The 19816-nt window shown below is 62.0% G+C and carries 11 protein-coding genes; 5 read left to right on the top strand and 6 right to left on the bottom strand.

Going from position 1 to position 19816, the window contains the following annotated elements; genetic code table 11:
* The first annotated feature begins 116 nt into the window (after window positions 1-116).
* Entirely contained in the window at window positions 117-1523 is a 1407-nt protein-coding gene (locus tag CLV45_RS14490) for a PQQ-dependent sugar dehydrogenase (RefSeq protein WP_100337189.1), read from the top strand.
* 85 nt (window positions 1524-1608) lie between these two features.
* Here the strand turns inward: CLV45_RS14490 and CLV45_RS14485 are convergent, their stop codons facing one another.
* Window positions 1609-6300, bottom strand: a complete 4692-nt coding sequence (locus tag CLV45_RS14485) for a fibronectin type III domain-containing protein (protein ID WP_170061870.1) — start codon at window positions 6298-6300, stop codon at window positions 1609-1611.
* A 417-nt stretch (window positions 6301-6717) separates the two neighbouring features.
* Here CLV45_RS14485 and CLV45_RS14480 point away from each other — a divergent pair, with 417 nt between their 5' ends.
* Window positions 6718-9828, top strand: coding sequence for a gliding motility-associated C-terminal domain-containing protein (locus tag CLV45_RS14480; RefSeq protein ID WP_157807516.1), 3111 nt, complete (start codon window positions 6718-6720; stop codon window positions 9826-9828).
* Between the two features lie 78 nt (window positions 9829-9906).
* Here the strand turns inward: CLV45_RS14480 and CLV45_RS14475 are convergent, their stop codons facing one another.
* On the bottom strand, window positions 9907-10893 hold the full coding sequence (locus CLV45_RS14475; protein ID WP_100337186.1) for a cation diffusion facilitator family transporter: 987 nt from the start codon (window positions 10891-10893) through the stop codon (window positions 9907-9909).
* 170 nt (window positions 10894-11063) lie between these two features.
* On the opposite strand from CLV45_RS14475, the gene CLV45_RS14470 reads away from it, so the two are divergent.
* From CLV45_RS14470 to CLV45_RS14460, 3 genes are all read left to right on the top strand, one after another.
* Window positions 11064-12431 (top strand): Nramp family divalent metal transporter, encoded by a 1368-nt coding sequence (locus CLV45_RS14470; protein ID WP_100337185.1) that lies wholly within the window; start codon window positions 11064-11066, stop codon window positions 12429-12431.
* 103 nt (window positions 12432-12534) lie between these two features.
* Window positions 12535-14796 (top strand): TonB-dependent receptor, encoded by a 2262-nt coding sequence (locus CLV45_RS14465; protein ID WP_100337184.1) that lies wholly within the window; start codon window positions 12535-12537, stop codon window positions 14794-14796.
* A 99-nt stretch (window positions 14797-14895) separates the two neighbouring features.
* The gene (locus CLV45_RS14460) at window positions 14896-15738 is read left to right on the top strand and encodes a transporter (protein WP_100337183.1); all 843 of its coding nucleotides are present in this window, start codon (window positions 14896-14898) and stop codon (window positions 15736-15738) included.
* A 71-nt stretch (window positions 15739-15809) separates the two neighbouring features.
* Here the strand turns inward: CLV45_RS14460 and CLV45_RS14455 are convergent, their stop codons facing one another.
* The 4 genes from CLV45_RS14455 to CLV45_RS14440 all read right to left on the bottom strand — a co-directional run bounded on the left by CLV45_RS14455 (window position 15810) and on the right by CLV45_RS14440 (window position 19678).
* Entirely contained in the window at window positions 15810-16184 is a 375-nt protein-coding gene (locus CLV45_RS14455) for a hypothetical protein (RefSeq protein WP_100337182.1), read from the bottom strand.
* A gap of 153 nt (window positions 16185-16337) precedes the next feature.
* Window positions 16338-16736: an SPW repeat domain-containing protein gene (locus CLV45_RS14450; RefSeq protein ID WP_100337181.1), complete on the bottom strand. Its 399-nt coding sequence runs from the start codon at window positions 16734-16736 to the stop codon at window positions 16338-16340.
* 135 nt (window positions 16737-16871) lie between these two features.
* Window positions 16872-18083 (bottom strand): DUF1501 domain-containing protein, encoded by a 1212-nt coding sequence (locus CLV45_RS14445; RefSeq protein WP_100337180.1) that lies wholly within the window; start codon window positions 18081-18083, stop codon window positions 16872-16874.
* Window positions 18084-18220: 137 nt separating this feature from the next.
* On the bottom strand, window positions 18221-19678 hold the full coding sequence (locus tag CLV45_RS14440; RefSeq protein WP_100337179.1) for a DUF1800 domain-containing protein: 1458 nt from the start codon (window positions 19676-19678) through the stop codon (window positions 18221-18223).
* Window positions 19679-19816: the final 138 nt, after the last annotated feature.

Raw genomic sequence — 19816 nt, 5'->3', positions numbered from 1 at the left:
GCCGGGGCCGGTCTGCAAAGCTACCCGCCCCAAATTCCCAGACAAGCTAATCCATTCGGGCTTCTCTCTCGTTAGGCTATTACCAGGCTTATTCTTTCACCTTCAATTGATTGGCTATGAAACGTTTTCTTTACTGTACGGCCTTCGCCGCCCTGCTGGCGGCCTCCCCCACCGCGCAAGCCCAGACAACCACCTTCACGGTGGGCGCTACCACCGTATCGGTTTCGCCGCTGGCCACCAACCTCAACGTGCCGTGGGAGCTGGTGTGGGGCCCCGACAACTTTATCTGGATGACGGAGCGCAACGGGCGCATCAGCCGGGTAAACCCCGACACGGGGGAAGTGCTGCCCCTGCTCAGCGTACCCGACGTGCGGGCCACCGGGGAAAGCGGCCTGCTGGGCATGGCCCTCCATCCCGACTTTGCCACCTCGCCCTACCTCTATATTGTGTACAACTACCAGCAGGGCAATGACCTGAAGGAGAAGCTGGTGCGCTACACCTACGCGGCCAGTACCCGCACCCTGAGCAGTCCGCTGGTGCTGCTGGACAATATCACGGCCAATACCACCCACAGCGGCTCCCGCCTGCTGATCTTGCCCGACCGGACCCTGCTCATGACCACCGGCGACGCCCAGGTGCGGCCCGAGGCCCAGAACCCGACTTCGCTGAACGGCAAAATCCTGCGCCTGAACCTGGACGGCACCGTGCCCAGCAACAATCCCACGCCCGGCAGCCTGGTGTACACCCTGGGGCACCGCAATCCGCAGGGGCTGGTGCGGGCCAGCAATGGCAAGATCTACAGCTCGGAGCACGGGCAGGACCAGGACGACGAGGTGAACCTGATTGAGGCGGGGCGCAACTACGGCTGGCCGAACATTGAAGGCCGCTGCGACCTGACCACCGAGCAGGCCTTCTGCGCGGCCAACAACGTGCGGGAGCCCCTGCGGACCTGGACGCCGACCCTGGCCACGGCCGGCCTGATTCACTACGACCACCCCGCCATTCCGGAGTGGCGCAACAGCCTGCTGATGGTCACGCTCAAGGCTGCCAAGCTGGTGCAGATGCCCCTGGTTTCGACCACCGAGGACATTGGCACCGACAACTCCTACCTGACCACGTTCGGCCGCCTACGGGCCATCTGCGTGTCGCCCCAGGGCAAAATCTATATCAGTACCAGCAACCGGGACGGCCGCGGCGCCCCCGCCGCCACCGATGACCGGATCCTGCTGCTCGAAAACCGCGCCTACCTGCCCGCCGCCACGGCCAGCGCCGCCAAGGCCGCCAAGCTGAGCGTATGGCCCAACCCGGCCCAGGGCAGCGTAACGCTGCGGCTACCCACGGCCGCCACGGCCCCCGGGCAGGCTACCGTGCTCGACGCCCTGGGCCGGGTGGCCCGCACCATGTCTTTCGGGGCCGGGCAGGCCGATATGCAGCTCAATATTGCGGGCCTCACGCCCGGTATTTACGCCGTGCGTGCCCGCAGCGGCAACGCCCTCTACACCCAGCAGCTGGTGGTTCGGTAGGCGCCCGGCTGCTTTCTACTGCTAACAAAAAAGGCGCTGCGGAGTCCGCAGCGCCTTTTTTGAGTCTTGTCAGGAAAGCCCAGGGCTATTCCAGCACTACTTTGCGCGTGATGGTGTAGTCGTTTACTCTCACCCGCAGCGTGTAGATACCCGGGGCCAAGCCTTGCACGCTGAGCGGAGCTTCCACGGTACCGGCCCGCCCAGCCAGCGCCTGCGTGAGGACCTGCTGCCCCAGGGCGTTGAGCAGGGTAGCCTGCACCGTCCTGGCTTGCTCAGCCCCGCGGACGCGCAGGGTAATGGTGCCCGTGTTGCTCGGGTTCGGGAATACGCTGACCTCCCCGCCGGGCAGCTCCTTGGCACTGCTCAGGATGGTCTGCCGGGCGCAAATCGTGAAGGCCCCGGTGGCATCGTTGGAGCCGTAGCCGGCCACCATCACGTAGTACGTCGTGTTTGGCTCCAGCGCCACGTCGAAGCTGCCCACGGTCTGGTTGTTGCCGGCGCTGGCCTGACAAGCCACCTGGGTAAAGGCCGTGGAGCACGAAGCCGCCGTGAAAATCCGCACCTGCCCGGCGGGGCCGCCCGTGGTGGTGATTTGCACCCCGGCGGCCGTGGCGCTGGTCGTCATCGTAAACCACACGTCCTTCGGCGAGTTAGACGTGGAACAGCCCGGATTCACGTAGCCACTAGCCCCGCTGGTCGTAGCACCGGTGTTGTTGCCGCCAACGGGCGTGCAGGCCGCCGTAGCAATGGGCAACGGCAGGGCCCCGCAGGCGTCGTTGTTGGCCGGTTCGGGGGCCAGAGTTGTAAAGCACAGCGGCCCAGCGGGGGCACTCAGGCCGGCCGTAGCGCCGGTAGTGCCACAGTTCTGCGACACGTAGTAGCAGTACTCCTTATTGGCCGTCAGGCCGGCAACGTCCACGAAGGTTCCGGTGAGGCCCGTCAGGCGGGTGCCGGCGGCCGAACCGGGCGTAAAGCCCTGGGGCCCGTACTCCACGGTGAACGTAGCCCCCGGCACGGCCGAAGTAACGGCCCAGGCCAGCCGGGCGCTGGTTACGGCCACGTTGGTCGCGTCGAGGCCTACCGGAACGGGGCACAAGGGCTTCGAGCGTACGCACAGCTTGAAACGGCCCACCACGTCGTTGCCGTACTCAAACACCCGAATGTAAAGCACCTCGCCGGGTTTGCGGCCGTTGAGCTCCAGCTGGGAAAATGACCCGGGCCCCGAGTCGTCGTCGCAGCCTATTATAGTTAGCGCCCCGCAGGTGCCGGTATAGACTACCAGGCCCGTGTCCTCAATGGCGCTGCCCGCCACCGAATCGGTGGTGGCAATGATGTTGCCGGTGCTGGGCACCACTACTTTAAACCACACGTCGCCGCCGGCATAGTTGGAGCAGAGAGGCGCCGGAACGTTAACCGAGCCGGTAGCTCCTACGTTGGTGGCCACCAGCCGGGTACTGCAGCTGCCGCCAAACTGGGCTACCACCTCCGTCGCCGTGGCACACTCGTCGTTGCCAGGCGCCGGGGCCCGCGTCGAAAAGGAAGCGGGGCCGGTCCGGATACTGCTGCCGCTGCCGCCGCCGCAGTTCTGCGTAACGTAGAACTGGTAGGTGGTGCCCGCACTTAGGTTAGCCAGACCAGCTGAAGTGGCGGCGGTATTCACCAGGGTACCTGCCGCAGAGCCCGGTGCGAAGCCCGCGGGGCCGTACTCCAGGGTGAAGGGCCCCATGCCGGAGGGCACCGACCAGCTTAGAGTGGCCGTGGTGGCGGTAACGCCCGTGGCAGCCAGCCCCACGGGAGCCGCGCAGGTGGCGGGCGGGGTTACGCAAATACCAAATGCGCCCGGGGCATCCGTCGGCCCGTAGCCCGATACTAAAACGTAATAGGTGGTGCTGGGGGTCAGGTTGGTCAGGTCCAGAGTCCCCGCCCCGCCGGCGCCGGCTTTACAGCCTACCGCCGTAAATGGGCCCGCGCAGGAAGCGGCCGAAAAGACGCGTACCTGTCCGGCAGCAGCCCCCGTAGTAATGACGCTGGCAGCCGTGCTGCCGGCCCCCGAGGCGGGTGTGGTGAAGGTAAACCACACGTCGAGCGGACTACCGGCCGTGCCGCAGCCCGGATTGGGGTAGCCCACCGGAGTTGTGGTGGTAGCCCCCACGTTGGTACCCGCCGTGGGCGCCACGCAGCCCGCCGCTACGGGAATTGGCACCGCGCCGCAGGGTTCGTCATTGATGAGCGGCGTCATCACGCAGATGGTAAAGGCGGCCGCGGCAGCTGAAGGTGCGGTGGCAGCGTAGGAATAGACGCGCACGTAGTAGGTGCGGCCCACCGTCAGACCAGTGTAGAGCTTCTCGTTAGGGTCGGCGTAGTCGACGGCCGTCAGGCTGGCGCAGGTGCCCGACAGCACTTCTTGCACGTAGTCGCCCGAGCCCACGAGCGTAACTGTGTGCGCCGAAGCCGTGGCCGTGAAGCTGTACCAGACGTCATCATCCGCTGAACCCACCGGCGCCGGCAAACCACCCGGGCCCGTGGCGCCGGCTAGCGTCCCGGTGGTAGCCGCCGCGCAACCTGCCCCGGAATCTGCTGGCGTCAGAGCTACGGCTCCGGCACATTCGTCATTGGCGGGCGGAGCAATTTGCAGGGGGGTCGTTACGCAGATGCTAAAAGCTGCGGCGGCTGGTGTTGGAGTCGCAGCCTCGTAGGAATAGACGCGCACGTAGTAGGTGCGGCCCACCGTCAGGCCGGTGTAGAGCTTGGCTGGTGCGTGTGCAAAACCCGTCGAGCTTAGGCCGGCGCAGGTGCCGCTGAGCACTTCTTGCACGTAGTCGCCCGAGCCCACGAGCGTAACCGTGTGCGTCGGAGCCGTGGCCGTGAAGCTGTACCAGACGTCATCATCCGCTGAACCCACCGGCGCAGGCAAACCGCCCGGGCCCGTGGCACCTTCCACAGAGCCGCTAGTAGCCGCCGCGCAGGGTGCTGCTTGCGCGGCGGGCATGAGGGCTACAGCATTGGCACAGGCATCATTGGCCGGCGGTGGGGGCGTCGTTACGCAGATGGTGAAGGCAGCCCCCTCCCCTACTAGGGCCGTCGAGCCAAAGGAATAGACGCGCACGTAGTAGGTGCGGCCTACGGATAGGCCAGTGTAGAGCTTGGCTGGTGCGTGCGCAAAACCCGTCGAGCTTAGGCCGGCGCAGGTGCCCGACAGCACTTCTTGCACGTAGTCGCCCGAGCCCACGAGCGTAACTGTGTGCGCCGAAGCCGTGGCCGTGAAGCTGTACCAGACGTCATCATCCGCTGAACCCACCGGCGCCGGCAGCCCGCCCGGGCCCGTGGTATTTTCCAACGTTCCGGGGGTACCCGCGGCGCAGGCCGCCCCGGAAACTGCTGGCGTCAGAGCTACGGCCCTGCTACACTCGTCATTGGCTGGCGTACCCGGTGAGGTAATACAGATGGTAAAGGCGGCCGCGGCAGCTGAAGGTGCGGTGGCGGCGTAGGAGTAGACACGCACGTAGTAGATACTGCCCACCGTCAGACCGGTGTAGAGCTTCTCGTTAGGATCGGCGTAGTCGACGGCCGTCAGGCTGGCGCAGGTACCCGACAGCACTTCTTGCACATAGTCGCCCGAGCCCACGAGCGTAACCGTGTGCGCCGGGGCCGTGGCCGTGAAACTGTACCAGACGTCGTCGTCGGCCGAACCCACCGGCGCTGGCAAACCGCCCGGGCCCGTGGCACCTTCCACAGAGCCGCTGGTAGGACTAATACACGTGGCACCGGGAGTGGGCAGCAACACGAGGGCGCCGGCGCACTCGTCGTTGCCGGGTGGTGCTACGGCGCGGGTTTTAAAAGTGCCGACGGCGCTGCTGGGACTGTTGCCCACTGTGCCGCCGCAGAGCTGGGTTACGTAAAAATCGTACGTCGTGCTGGGCAGCAGGCCCGTGAGCGTAACGGTAGAGTTGGCCGACGTAACCGTGGCGGCGCCACTGGAACCCGGCACGAAGCCGGCCGGGCCGTACTGAATACTGAAAGTACCGCCGCCGGTGGCCGTCCAGGCCACTGTCGCCGTGGTGTTGGTGAGGGTAGCAACGCTCAGGTTGCGGGGCTGCGGGCAGCCGACTACCACCGCGGGCGTGAAGCTGTATACCTGACCGGAAGCGGGCTTAGTGAATATAGTGGTGTTTTCGGTGGTTGAGCTGGCCGCGGGAGCAGCCGTGGCGTCGCTCAAGGCCAAGTAGGAGCCAGGGCCGGAGCCCGTGCCCGCCAGCCCAATGGAAGCTCCCTGGGTGGGGGAGGCCGTAATTGCCCCGGCCTCCTGCCGGTACACAAATTCGACCTTGTTGGTGCCTTCGTAGAGCTTTACCTGGAACGACAGTCCGGCGGCGTTAGAGTCCCAAAGCCACTCCCAATTCAGCCATTCAAAAGTAAACACCCGATTGGGGGCCGTGCCGGTCGTGGCGTAGGAGCCCGTGCCGGTAGCGCCGGCGGGGTTACCGTCCAGGTCGTCGAGCAGGGGTGCCACCAGGGGACGGATAGCGTCGGGGGCCGCCGCCAGGGGGCCCGTATGATTACGGGAACTGGCCGTGTTAAAGCTTAACCAGCCGTTGGAAGAAGCTTTTACCTGGGTGAAAGTAGCTCCGTCGAAAACGAAGCTAAACCCCAGGGGAATAGCGGGCGACAGGTACGTGTCGGCGGCCAGACCAGGCAACACCGTACCGCCGCTGAGGGGAGTAAAGCTGCCCTGGGACGCGGCGAAAGTATAGGTATTGACTTGGGCACGGGCAGCCAAAGCCAGGCCCAGCCACAAGCCCGCGACGACAACCGCCCGGCTCCGCCACCATCTGCCGCACCCGCCGACCCAGCTTTGTAAGTGCGCAAAAAATTGGGGTAAAGGTTTTTTCATTAGTAGGAACTACGGTCGGCAAAAAAGAAAAAAATCAAAAACAGGCCGCCTTGTCTGGAAAGCCGAAGTGGTAGAATTCAGGATTTGACGCAACACATGTGAGCCTAAAAGATAAGTTAACGCCCTGTCGTTGAGCAATAGGCCTCCGAGGCTACACTTAATTTTTCTGGCTTTTATGCAATTTTCACCACTTTCCTGTTTCTGGTACTTTTTTATGAATATAAAATAAATTCCTTATATCTTACAGCAATGTTGTTTCCGCCCGGTCTTATTTTCGCGCGGCCTTACTTCCGTCTCCGTTACATGCAGAAACTTTTACATGCTGCCTACCTTTTAGCCGTTGCCTGCTGCCTTTCGCTGCTTGGACTACCCGCTGCCCGTGCTTCTCACATTCAGGGTGGGCAGCTCACGTACGAGGCGCTGGGCAACAACCGCTACAAAGTATCCCTGACGGTATTCCGGGATTGTGGGGGGGCGGGCTTCAACATGATTCTGCCCACGCTCAACTACAGCTCGACGGGTTGCGCCGCGGGTCCCGAGCTGCCCATGACCTTGGCGGGCACCGCCGAAACGGGTGTTCCGTACTGCGCCAACATCCCCGGCGGCCCGGCCCAGTGCGGCCCCGGCCTGCTCACCAACTACCAGAAGGGCACTTTTGAGGCCACTATCACCCTGCCCCCGGCCGCCGAATGGATTATCAGCGTGTCGCTGAATGCCCGCCCCCCCGTAGCCAATATCAACGCCGGCAACGGTAACCTGTACTACGAGGCCCGGCTCAACAACCTGCTACCCAACGGCAGCCAGATTCAAAACACTTCGGCCCAGTACCAAGCCCAGGACATTCCAATTCCGTTCGTGTGTAAGTCGCAGGAGCGCACCGTTTCCTTCGCCACCACCGAGCCCGACGGCGACTCGCTGGTATACAGCCTGGCACCCGCCCTGCAAGGCTGCAGCGAGCCGAATACCTATAAATCGTACGTCGGCAACGGCCCGCCTTTCATTGACCTGACGCCCCCCGGCGGCGTACCGTGCGGAGCCTACATCACCGACAATCAGGGCAGCTACAGCCCAACCTACCCGCTGGCTTCCTACAACGTGACGGGAGCCTGCCCCCTGAAGACGGCCACCAAGGCGTTCAACTTTGACCCGTCCCTGGGTACGTTCAGCTTTATTCCCGCCAACCACACCAAAGCCCCCGACTCGCCCGACAACAAGTACGTCGTCGTGGGGCAAGTTACCGAGTACCGGAAGTTTGCCGGGCCTAATGGCAAGCCAGTATACTACAAGGTGGGCCAGGTGCGCCGCGACATGCTGGTGGTGGTCATCGACTGCGAGAACAACAACCAGCCCAGTCCTCCTATCGGGAGCGGCTTCGACAAATCGAGCGTGCAGATCGTCAACTCGCGGGACTCTACTTTCGTGACGGCCTACACCTGCAACTACACCGAGGTTCGTTTCCGCTTCACCGACCCAAACCCCGGCGACATCCTGACGGTAACGCACCCGGAGCTGGACCCTTCCGTTCCGTCGCTGACCAAGCCCACGTACCTACCCGCCGACGTGGCCACGTTTCAGCTGCGCGGCAATGGTACCAGTACCCCAACTGGTATTCTGCGGATTCAGCCCGACGTGGCCTTTCTGGGCAAGACGTACCGCATTCCGGTCAAGATTGAAGACAACGCCTGTCCTATCAAAGGCGTCCAGTATCGGGTTATTGTGCTGAAGATTGCCAAAGGCAATTTTGCCCGGGTGCTGGCTCCGTCGGCCAATCCGGTTATTTGCGCCGGAACCTCGATTAAGCTTACGGCCACGCCCTTCCGGCCCGACTCGGTAGGCAGCCTGCCCGCCGCCTACGGCTACCAGTGGGAGGCCGCCAACGGCTTACCGCCCAATCAGCGCGACAAAGCGGAAATAAGCGTGGCCCCGACCGTTACCACGCGCTACAAAGTCCGCATTCTGGGGTTGAGCTTCCGCGTCGGGACCTGCTCCGATACGGCCTCCGTGCTGGTGCGGGTGCAGCAGCCCATCCGCACAGCGGCGGCGGCGGCTCAGCCGGTTATCTGCGTGGGCAGCACCACTACTATTACGGCCGCCGCCACCCGTCCGCAGGGCGACGCGCAGGAGAAGTTCAGCTACCAGTGGGCGGCGGCTAACGGCCTCAGCCCCGCCGACCTGAGCAAGCCTACTATTAGCGTGCGGCCCACGATGACCACGCGCTACAAGCTCACCATTACCGGCGACAAGGCCACCGGCTGCGGCCTCGACACAACCTCGGTACTGGTGCGGGTGCAGCAGCGCATTGTGCCGAAGCTAACGGCCGACGCGGCTTCGCTCTGCGCCGGCAACACGGCGCGGATTGCCGCTACGGCTACCCGTCCGCAGGGCGACGCGCAGGAGAAGTTCAGCTACCAGTGGGCGGCGGCTAACGGCCTCAGCCCCGCCGACCTGAGCAAGCCTACTATTAGCGTGCGGCCCACGACGACCACGCGCTACAAGCTTACCATTACCGGCGACAAAACTACTTGCACGCCCGATACGGCCTCATGGCTGGTGCGGGTGCAGCAACCCCTGCGGGCGGTGGCCACTACTAGCGCAGCCGTTATCTGCTCCGGTAGTACGGCCGGAATTACGGCCACGGCTTCCCGGCCCGAGGCCGACCAGCCCGAGGTGTTTACCTACCAGTGGGCGGCGGCCAACGGCCTCAGCGTAGCAGATCAGAGCAAGCCCAGCATTACCGTCCGGCCGACCACAACGACGCGCTACAAGCTTACCGTCACCGGGAGTAGGGCTACAGCCTGCGGCCCCGATACCACCTCCGTGCTGGTTCGGGTAGCCGAACCGGTTAGACCGAGCTTCACGGCCGACTCGGCGGCTTTACCAGGGCGCTCCATCCTGCTGCCGCCCCTGGTGTTCACCTTCACCAATACCTCTACCCTACCCGGGCAGCCCGCTGCTACGGTTCCCCAATATCGGTGGTCATCCCAGCGGATTATTACTGGCAAAGGCCAGGCCGTATCGGAGCCAGAGCAGTTTTTCTCGACCGAAAGCGCCAAAGCCAGCCGGCAGTTTGACGTTGCGGGGGTGTACCGCATTCGGCTGCGGGTGGGCGTTTCTATCAACGGCGCAGCTTCCTGCCAGGAAACGCTGGCCGAAGTCAATATTCGGGTGCCGGAGTCGCGCGTGCCCAACGTTTTCACCCCCAACGGGGACGGTCTAAACGACCTGTTCGTGCTATCCTCGGAGCCCACCAACAGCAAGCTCCAGATTTTCAACCGCTCCGGGCGGCTTATCCGGGAGTATGCGCAGTACAACAATGACTGGGACGGCGAAAACCAGCCCGCCGGCGTGTACTACTACCTGCTCACCGGCAAAAACGGCACGACAACCAAGGGCTGGGTAGAGCTGGTTCGGTAGCTGCTGACTAATATTCTAAGACGCAAAAAAGGCGCTGCATCGTTCGTAGCGCCTTTTTTGCGTCTTGTGTTTGAAAAATCAGCCCAGGCGGTGCCGCTCATTTTTCACGGCATTGGCCAGCGTCCAGGGCACTTCGTGGGCAAAGGGATGCTGACGCACGGGGCACTCGGGCATGTGGCACAGGGAGCAGGCGGCAAAGGTGCAGGGGTCAGCGTGGACGAACATTTCTACTTCCACGTCGAAGCGCTGCTTGATCAGGCCCTCGATGCGGTTCAGCTCGTTGTGGGTTTCCTCCAGGCTGAAGTAGTAGGGCATCTGCATGTGGCAGTCGATGTGCAGGTTGGCCCCGTAGCGCAGCACGCGCAGGTTGTGCACGTCAATCCACGGGGGCAGGCGGTGGCGCTGCAGCTCGGCAATGACCTGCTCCACGGTAGCCACATCCGACTCATCCATCAGGGCCGACACCGAGCGGCGCACCATCCGGTACCCGTTGACGACGATGAAGACGCCCAAAAGCAAAGCCGCCCCGGCGTCGAAGAGTACGTTGCCGGTGAAAATCACCAAGACCAGGGCCACGCACGATACGAGCGTACTCAGGGCGTCGATGTAGAGGTGTTGCCCGTCGCCGACCAGGGCCACGGAGTTCATCTTCTTGCCCGAGCGCACCAGCAGAAAGCCCACGCCCAGGTTAACCAAAGCGGTGGCCGCCAACAGGTACATGCCCGCATCGGGCCGCACCACCGCGTGGGGGTGCAGGATGGCCATTACGGCGCTGTAGAAGATGTAAATGCCCGCAAACAGGATCAGGGCCCCTTCGAAGCCCACCGACAGGTATTCGACCTTGCCGTGGCCGTAGGGGTGGTTTTCGTCCTTGGGCAGGTCTGACAGGTAGAGACTGTAGAGGGCGAAGCCGCTGGTAAAAACGTTGATAATCGACTCCAGCGCGTCGGTCAGCACGGCCTGGGAGGCGGTGAGGAAGTAGGCGTAAAACTTGATGGCCACCAGCCCTACGCTGACAACGAGCGACAGTAGGCCCAGCCGGCTCTTAGTTTGGGTGAAAGTCATGGAAGGGAGAGGTTGAGCAAAAATGGGCCTGCAAAAGTCCGGTAAAAAACCCACTTCCCTACGGGTTGCAACCTTTTTTGGCCAAATGAGTATTTAAATTGCCTTAAAAAAATGTTTAGGCTACTCTAAAAATTTGTTTCTTTGTTGAGTTACCTGATACTCTATTCCTTATGCCTCCACTCGTACAGGCTTCCCCTACTCCGCCTTTGACAGAAAATAACTCCGGCTGGCGCCAGGAGCGTAAGCACAACTCCCTGAGCGAAGTATACGCCAGCATCCGGGTGCCGGCCGCCAACGCCTCGTTCTGGCGCAAGCTCGTAGCTTTCTGGGGCCCGGGCCTGATGGTGGCCGTCGGCTACATGGACCCCGGCAACTGGGCCACCGACATTGCCGGCGGCTCCCGCTACGGCTATACGCTGCTCTCCGTCATTCTGATTTCCAACCTGTTTGCCATGCTGCTCCAGCACCTGGCCGCCAAGTTGGGCATCGTGACGGGGCGCGACCTGGCCCAGGCCTGCCGTGACCATTACTCCAAGCCCGTGGCCATGATGCTGTGGGTGTTCTGCGAAGTAGCCATTGCCGCCTGCGACCTGGCCGAGGTAATCGGCTCGGCCATTGCCCTGAACCTGCTCTTTGGCCTGCCCCTGCCCTGGGGCGTAGTGCTCACCATTCTGGACGTGCTGGTGGTGCTGTTTTTCCAGAACAAGGGCTTCCGGGTTATTGAGAGCATCGTGGCCGGGCTTATCGTGGTTATTTTCGGCTGCTTTCTGTACGAAATCCTGGTGTCCCACCCCGACTACCTGGGTATTGCCCGGGGTCTGGTGCCGCAGAAGGAAGTGGTGACCACGCCGGGCATGCTCTACATTGCCATCGGTATTCTGGGCGCCACCGTAATGCCCCACAACCTGTACCTGCACTCGAGCATTGTGCAAACCCGGGCCATTGAGCAAACCGAACCCGGCAAGCGCATGGCCATCAAGTTTGCCACCATTGATTCCACGGTGGCGCTGTTTCTGGCATTTTTCGTGAATGCCGCCATTCTGATAACGGCGGCGGCTACTTTCCATACCAACGGCCTGTTTCACGTGGCCGACATTACCGACGCCCACAAGCTGCTGGCCCCGGTGCTGGGCGCGGGTGCCGCCGGAACCGTATTTGCCATTGCCCTGCTGGCCTCGGGCCAGAACTCGACGCTAACCGGCACGCTGGCGGGCCAGATTGTGATGGAAGGCTTCCTGGATTTGCAGCTCAAGCCCTGGGTGCGCCGCCTGATTACCCGCGCCATTGCGGTAGTGCCGGCCCTGGTCGTGACGCTGCTCTACGGGGAGAAAGGCACGGCCGACCTGCTGGTGCTGAGCCAGGTGATTCTGTCGTTGCAGCTGAGCTTTGCCGTGGTGCCGCTGGTACTTTTCACCGGCAGCAAAGCTAAAATGGGCGTATTCGCCAACCGGCCGGCCCTGCAGCTGGTGGCCTGGGTAGTGTCGGGCATCATCATCGTGCTCAACCTGTACCTGCTGTTTACCACCTTCTTTAAGTAACCTAAAGGCGCCGGGCATTCTGCTCAGCGCCTTTTTTGCGGCCATACTTTTAGACTCATCTAAATAAAAATAAAAGCTCACCCTAAACCGTATCTATTCCTCTATGAAAACACTTCTGCTCCTGACATATGCTTTGCTTTTATCATTCTTGGCCCAGGCTCAAACCGGCTCTATTAAAGGCACGGTGCGGGCCGAGGGCAAGGCGGTACCCTTCGCCAGTATCGGCCTAAAAGGCACCACGCTGGGCACCACGGCCGACGAAAACGGCGCCTTCACGCTGGGCAAAGTACCGACGGGGCCGCAACGGGTAGTAGTTAGCGCGGTAGGGTTTCTGCCCACGGAGCGGACTGTGACGGTGAGCAGCGGGCAGAGCGCCACGGTTAGCTTTTCGCTCAGCGGCGCCAGCAACGAGCTGGGCAGCGTGGTGGTGAGCGGCACGCTGAGCGAAGTCGTGAAAAGCCAGTCGCCGGTGGCGGTGGAGATTTATACGCCGCGCTACTTCCAGAAAAACCCCAGCGCCTGCCTGTTCGAAAACCTGACGATGGTCAACGGGGTGCGGCCCCAGCTCAACTGCAACATCTGCAACACCGGCGACATCCACATCAACGGGCTGGAAGGACCCTACACGATGGTGCTCATCGACGGAATGCCCATTGTCAGCTCCTTGTCCACGGTGTACGGGCTGAGCGGCATTCCCAACAGCATGGTCGACCGGATTGAGGTAGTGAAAGGGCCGGCCTCCACACTCTACGGCTCGGAGGCGGTGGGCGGGCTTATCAACGTCATTACCAAAAACCCCGACAAGGCCCCGCGTTTCACCGCCGATGCCTTCGGGACTTCCCACGGCGAAATGAACCTGGATTTGGGCACGGCAGCCAAAGTCGGGCGGGCTACTACCCTGCTCAGCACCAACCTGTTTGGCTACGACCAGCGCCGTGACGTGAACGAAGATGGCTTTACCGATTTGCCGACTCAGAAACGGGGCTCGGTGTTCAACAAATGGTCGATTAAGCGGCCCCAGGAGCGGGTGGCCAACGTAGCCGCGCGCTACTACTACGAGGACCGGTTTGGTGGGCAGCTGGACTGGACGCCCGAGTTTCGCGGCGGCGACAGTATCTACGGGGAAAGTGTGTACACGAGCCGTTACGAGCTGCTGGGGCAGTATCAGCTGCCGGTGGCGGGCCAGAAACTCATGCTCAGCGGCTCCTTTAACCAGCACCGGCAGAACTCGGCCTACGGCACCACGCTCTACCGGGCCACCCAGCGCGTGGGTTTCGGGCAGCTCACCTGGGCCCGGGACCTGAGCATCCGGCACAGCCTGCTGCTGGGCGCCACCTACCGCTACACCTGGTACGACGACAATACCCCCGCTACGGCCCGCCTTGAGGGCGACCAAAGCATTACGCAGCCCGACAAAACCAGCCTGCCCGGCATTTTTGCCCAGGACGAGTGGAAAGTAACCGAAAACGCCACGCTGCTGGCCGGCCTGCGCTACGACTACAACTCGGTGCACGGCAGTATTCTCTCGCCGCGGCTCAACTACAAGTGGAGCAAGCCCGACAACAGCCAGGTGGTGCGCGTGGGCGTGGGCAATGGCTACCGGGTCGTAAACCTGTTTACCGAGGACCACGCCGCCCTCACCGGGGCCCGGCAGGTGGTGGTGCCCGAGGCCCTGCGGCCCGAGCGGAGCTGGAACGCCAACGTGAACTACCAACGCTTCTTTACCACCGCGGCCGGGCAGCTCACCGTCGACGCCAGTGCGTTTTACACCTACTTCACCAACAAAATCAGCCCCGACTACACCACCGACCTCAACCAGATTATCTACCGCAACCTCGACGGCTACGCCGTGTCGCGGGGGCTGACGCTGAACACGGACCTGACCTTTTCCCGGCCCCTGAAAGTTATTGCCGGCATCACGCTGATGGACGTGTTCCGGCAGGAGCGGCCCGAGGGTGGCGGGGCGCTACGGCGGGTGCAGCAGCTGCACGCCCCGGTGTTTTCGGGCACCTACGCCGTGAGCTACACCCTGGCCCGCCTGGGCGTGGGCGTGGATTATACCGGGCAGGTAAACGGGCCCATGCAGCTGCCGGTGCAGCCCCACGACTACCGCCCGGCCCGCTCCCCGTGGTATTCCTTGCAGAACGTGCAGCTCACCAAGCGCCTGGGCGAGCATCTGGAAATCTACGGCGGCCTGAAAAACCTGCTCGACTTCCTGCCCCGCCACGTGCTCATCCGCGCCTTCGACCCCTTCGACAAATACGTGGATCAGGACAACCCCAACGGCTATTCCTTTGACACTGAGTACAACTACGCGCCGGTGCAGGGCCGCCGCACGTTTCTGGGCCTGCGCTATACGCTATAAGTACCATCTGTATAAGTACGGAATTGCGCTGAACCATGCACCGGCCGCCGAGCTTCTGCGTATGCGGGCTGAATAGTACAATTTTCTCCCACCCGCGCCATGAAGTTCTGCTCCCTACTCCTGACCACACTCGCACTTCCTTTCTGGGCCGCGGCCCAAAACCAGGATTCCATTACGGCCAAGGCCGGCTACAACCTGTTTCACCCCACGCCCCGCACTATGCTACGGGAGCTGCGGCCCGACCGGCCCGGCTACTCCGAAAGCCCCTTTACCGTTGACCCGGGCCATTTTCAGGTCGAAAGTGACTTGCTGCGCCTGGTGAATAAGCAGGAGGAGCAGCACCACGAGCGGAATTTTTACCTCAACCACGCCCTGCTCAAGCTCGGCCTCACCACCCGCACCGACGTGCAGGCCGAGCTGGATTCCTATTCCATTGAAAAAGAGTGGGACGATGACCAGCCGCAAGAAAAGCATCAGGGTTTCGGCGACCTGACCCTGCGGCTGAAGCACACCCTGCTCGGCGAAGATGGCAAGCCCGATGCCCTGGCCGTTATTGGTTTCGTACGGCTGCCGGTGGGCCCGGCCGTGGGCACCAGCGTCACGGAATACGGCCTGATTGTGCCCTACAGCCACGATTTCAGCAAGGAGTTCAACGTGCAGCTGCAGCTGCGCAGCGACCTGGACTACGACCGGGACGAGCAGCAGCGCTACCTGATGCTGGCGCCCAGCACGGCCGTCGACTACGAGTTTTCGGAGTTTCTGTCCGCTTTTGCCGAGGTGGTGGGCCAGTGGAATACCCGCCAAAATGCCTGGCAGGCCAATTTCAACGTAGGCCCCCAGCTGCACCTGAGCGACAATGTCATTCTGGACTTCGGCACCCACTTGGCGTTGACCAAAGAAACCGACCACGAATATTTCCTCGGCATCAGCTTCCGCCGTTAACTACTGCTGCCCCCACAAAAAAGCCCGTTCCGGCCTGGAGCGGGCTTTTTTATACAAAATAACGAGCCAGGCTAGCCGCGGTCCGTCATCAGGGAGCGGGTTTGGGCCTTCCAGTCGGTGACAAACCAGACGATGATGGAGAAGATGCCCAGGCCCAGAAACAGGTTTCGCTCGGCGCTGTTGGCCTCGAAATGAAATAGAAAGGGCACCGCTACCAACGCCAGCCCCGTGAACAGGTCGAGCCAGCCGTGGACCGGAAACGGAATCAGGCGCAGCAGACCCAGCCGGAAGTCGGTGAGCAGGGTAACGAGCAGGTAGCCCCCGGCCAGCACGAAGCAGGCCGTATCCACGGCTGGCGCCAGGTCGAAGAGGATGGGCGCCAGGGCCACGAAGGTGATAAAGCTCACGTCGATGACGCCGTGGGCCGAAGGTGAAAGGATTTTCATAGCTAGGTGGGGTCTGATAAGAAGCCGGATTTGATTTTTCTACGCCCGTCGCAGCAGAAGGATATTGTTGAACTACTGATTACAGGCAGACAAAGCGTAAAAAAGCCCGGCTACAGGACCGTAGCCGGGCTTTTTTACGCTGGCTCACTACGTTTAGTGATGATTCGGCATCATCGTGCCGTGACCGTGAGTCTGGGTGTGGGTATCGGCGCGCCAGTCGGTGAGCAGCCAGCTACCGACGAAGAGCACGCCCATGCCCATGAAGAAGTTGCGGGCCGTTTCGTTGTCGTCGTTGAAACCGAACAGGAAGGGCGAAGCCAGCAGGGCAATACCGCTGATCAGCTCCAGCCAGCCGTGCATCGGGAACGAAATCAGGTGGGCAACGCCCATCGGGAAGTCCGTTAGCAGGGTCACGACCAGGTAGCCGGCGGCCAGCACGTAGCACACCGTGGCGTAGGTGCCATCCAGGTTGAAGAGCGTGGGGGCCAGAGCAAACAGCAGAATCGTTCCGTAGTCGAGCATGCCGTGGACACGAGGTGATATAACTTTCATGGTGCGGAGTTTTAAGGTTGAGTGTGACACTAACTGCGCTTTTTTACGCCCTTAAAATCCAAAGGATATTGTCGAGTTAATAAAAAATAGCACTTATAGATGAGCTTACTCTTTTCCCTATTCTCCCTAGCTCCGCTATACCAGGCCCGCAAGCCGGGCGAATTCATGGCCCAGAATAGCCTGGTCGTCGGCCCCGAGCCAGTCGCGGAGCACGGTGGCGTACACGCTGCGGAAGTCGAGCTGGTACTTCAAATCACCCTGGTCGAGGTTGGCCAGGTCGGGGGCGTCGTTGAGGATGCCTTTTTGGCGCAGGCCGCCGCCGAGCAGCAGCACGTTGTTGGCCGTACCGTGGTCGGTGCCGTTGCTGGCGTTCTGGGTGACACGGCGGCCAAACTCGGAAAACACCAGAATCAGCGTGTCATTCAGCTGTCCGCTTTTCTGCAAGTCTTCCACGAAAGCGCCCAGCCCCCCCGACAAGTCGCCGAGCAGCTTGCCCTGCTGCTCCTGCTGCCGCACGTGGGTGTCGAAGCCGGTGAGCGAGACGTAAAACACCCGGGACTCGATGCCGGAATTAATCAGTTCGGCGGTGGTTTTCAGGTTTTTGCCAAACTCCGTGTTTGGGTAGACAATAGCCGACTTATAGACCTTGGACGTCTGGTAGAGGTAGTCGGCTGAGGACGCCGTTTCGGCCAGGGTCTTGTACAGATAATCCAGCTCGGAGCCGCTGCCGCCGGCTTTTTCTCCACTCACTTTGTTCAGAAACCGATTCTGGGTGACCTGGTGAAACTTCTCCGGATTCTTCAGGGCCAGACCTTTGCGCAGCTCGCCTTTCATGGCCAGGCTCAGCGTATCATCTACTTCCAGGCCATTATAAGGCACTTGGCAGGCGGGGCAGTTGGAGTCGAGGTAGCGACCCAGCCAGCCGGTTGCCACGTACTGGTCGGAGGCCGAGCCGCTCTGCCAAATATCCATCGAGCGGAAGTGGCTGCGGTCGGGGTTGGGGTAGCCCACGCTGTTGAGCACGCCCACCAGGCCCTGGTCGTAAAGAGCCTTAAGCTGGGTCATGTGGGGGTTGAAGGCCAGATCTTTATCGAGAGTCAGCAGGCCGCTCTGCTCCTTGAGGCCCAAGGTGGGTCGGGCCTTGTAGTACAAGTCGTTGCGGAAAGGTACCACCATGTTGAGGCCGTCGTTACCGCCGCCGAGCTGGACTACCACCAGGCGCTTGCCGTTGGAATTGCGCAGCTGCTGCACGCCTTGGGCATCAAGGGCGTGCAGAAATTTGGGCACGAACAGCAGGGAGCTGGCCAGCACCGAAGTTTTCAGAAAGTCGCGGCGGGAAGTAGGCATGGTGGTATATGTTTACTTGGTCATGTCGACCAATAGGAGAAATCTCGCGTGCCGTGATAATCAGCTTACTGCGGCAACGTCAGCACGCGAGATGTCTCACTGCGTTCGACATGACGTTCTTTTATCGAAAAACGCGCTTACATCAGCTGGTACTCGGGCAGACTGAGCAGGCTGGTAACCATGGTGCGCAGGCGGCCGTCGGCGGGAGCTTTCTGGGCCACTTGCTCCACCAGCGTTAGGTTTTCGGGCCGGATGGGCGCCTGCAACAGAAACTGGCTGAGGGCGGCGGGCTGCTGGGCTTCGGGGGTTTTGGCCAGCAGCAAGCCCAGCGGGGCCAGCTTAGCCTTGGCCTGCACCTGCTGGCGGAAAGTGCGGTCGGCCCGGGTTTGCTGGGGGTCGAGGTCGTTTTCGTCCTCTTTCAGCGCGATGCTGATTTCGGCGTTTTTGAGCAGCACCTGGGGCAATTGCAGGCGAAAGAGCAGCGTGGAGGAGTCAATCCAGCTCCGCCCCCCGGCCCAGCCGGCCACGTTCGGGGGCTCAAACAGGGTTTGGCCCATGGCCTTCTGGAACACAATCAGCGGTTTCTTGTCCTGCAGCTCCACACCCAAGGTGCGCTTGATGCCGGCCAGCAGCTCGATGGGCGACTTGATGCGGGTGCCCACGTTGGCCGCGTCATAAAACCAGTCGGCCGTAAACAGGCGCTCTACCAGGCCACTGATGTCGTAGTTGCTCTGGAAAAACGCCTTGGCCAGGGGCTGAATGTGGGCCGGGTTGGGCGTGTCGTTGACGAAGAACCGGTAGAGCTTGGTGGTGATGAACTCGGCCGTCTGGGGCTGCTCCAGGATGATGCGCAGAATATCCTCGCCACCGAAGTTGCCGGTGCGCCCTAGAAAGGTTTTGGAGCCGGCGTCGTGCTGCCGCTCCCGGAACACGAACTGGCTTTGGGCGTCGTAGCTCCAGCCGGTGAAGGCCCGGGCGGCTTCCTTCACGTCCTGCTCGGAGTAGTGCCCCCGCCCGATGGTAAAGAGCTCCATGACTTCCCGGGCAAAATTTTCGTTGGGATGCTGCTTGCGGTTTTGCTGGTTGTTCAAAAACTGCAGCATGGCCGGTTCCTTGCTCACGGCCAGCAGCAGGTCGCCAAACTTGCCCAAAGCCAGGCGCCGAATCGTGTTGTTGAGCTGCAGGGCGGCGTCGGGCCGGCGCACCCGGCAGGCAAAGTGGCCGTGCCAGAAGAAGGTCAGCTTCTCGCGCAACTGGGCCGGCGACGAGGCCATACGCTCCAGCCAACCGGTATTCATCGTGTAGAAAGCCTCCCGAATCTGCCGGTTCTGCTCCTTGCGCTGCTCGGGCGTCAGCTCCCCTTTTTTCAGGGCCGGCGCCTGGGGGTCCTGGCGCAAATCGGGCGTGGGGGCCGGGGTCATGGCCTGCATTTCGGCCGCCTGAATCCGGGGACCTTCCAAGGGCTGATAAGTGGCCGCATCGTGCAGCAGCTGCCGCAGCGCCTTGCGCGGGCTCGGGTTGGCGGCAATATCCTGGGGCCGGGGCCCGAAACCCGCCCGCCAGTACAGATGCTGCAGTTGCTGTTGGTTCGTCATACCCGTTGGACGCAGCTCGAGGTCAAGGGTTTAATTCCGGTTTCGGCCTGCCGGGTTTCAAGCAGCAGTTTTTGCTTTTGCCGTCTGTCATCCTGAGTGGAGCGCAGTGAAACGAAGGACCTTCCTCGCCTACCCCAC

The sequence above is a fragment of the Hymenobacter chitinivorans DSM 11115 genome, assembly GCF_002797555.1.
Taxonomy (GTDB): domain Bacteria; phylum Bacteroidota; class Bacteroidia; order Cytophagales; family Hymenobacteraceae; genus Hymenobacter; species Hymenobacter chitinivorans.
This window is presented reverse-complemented; position numbering and strand designations above follow the sequence as displayed.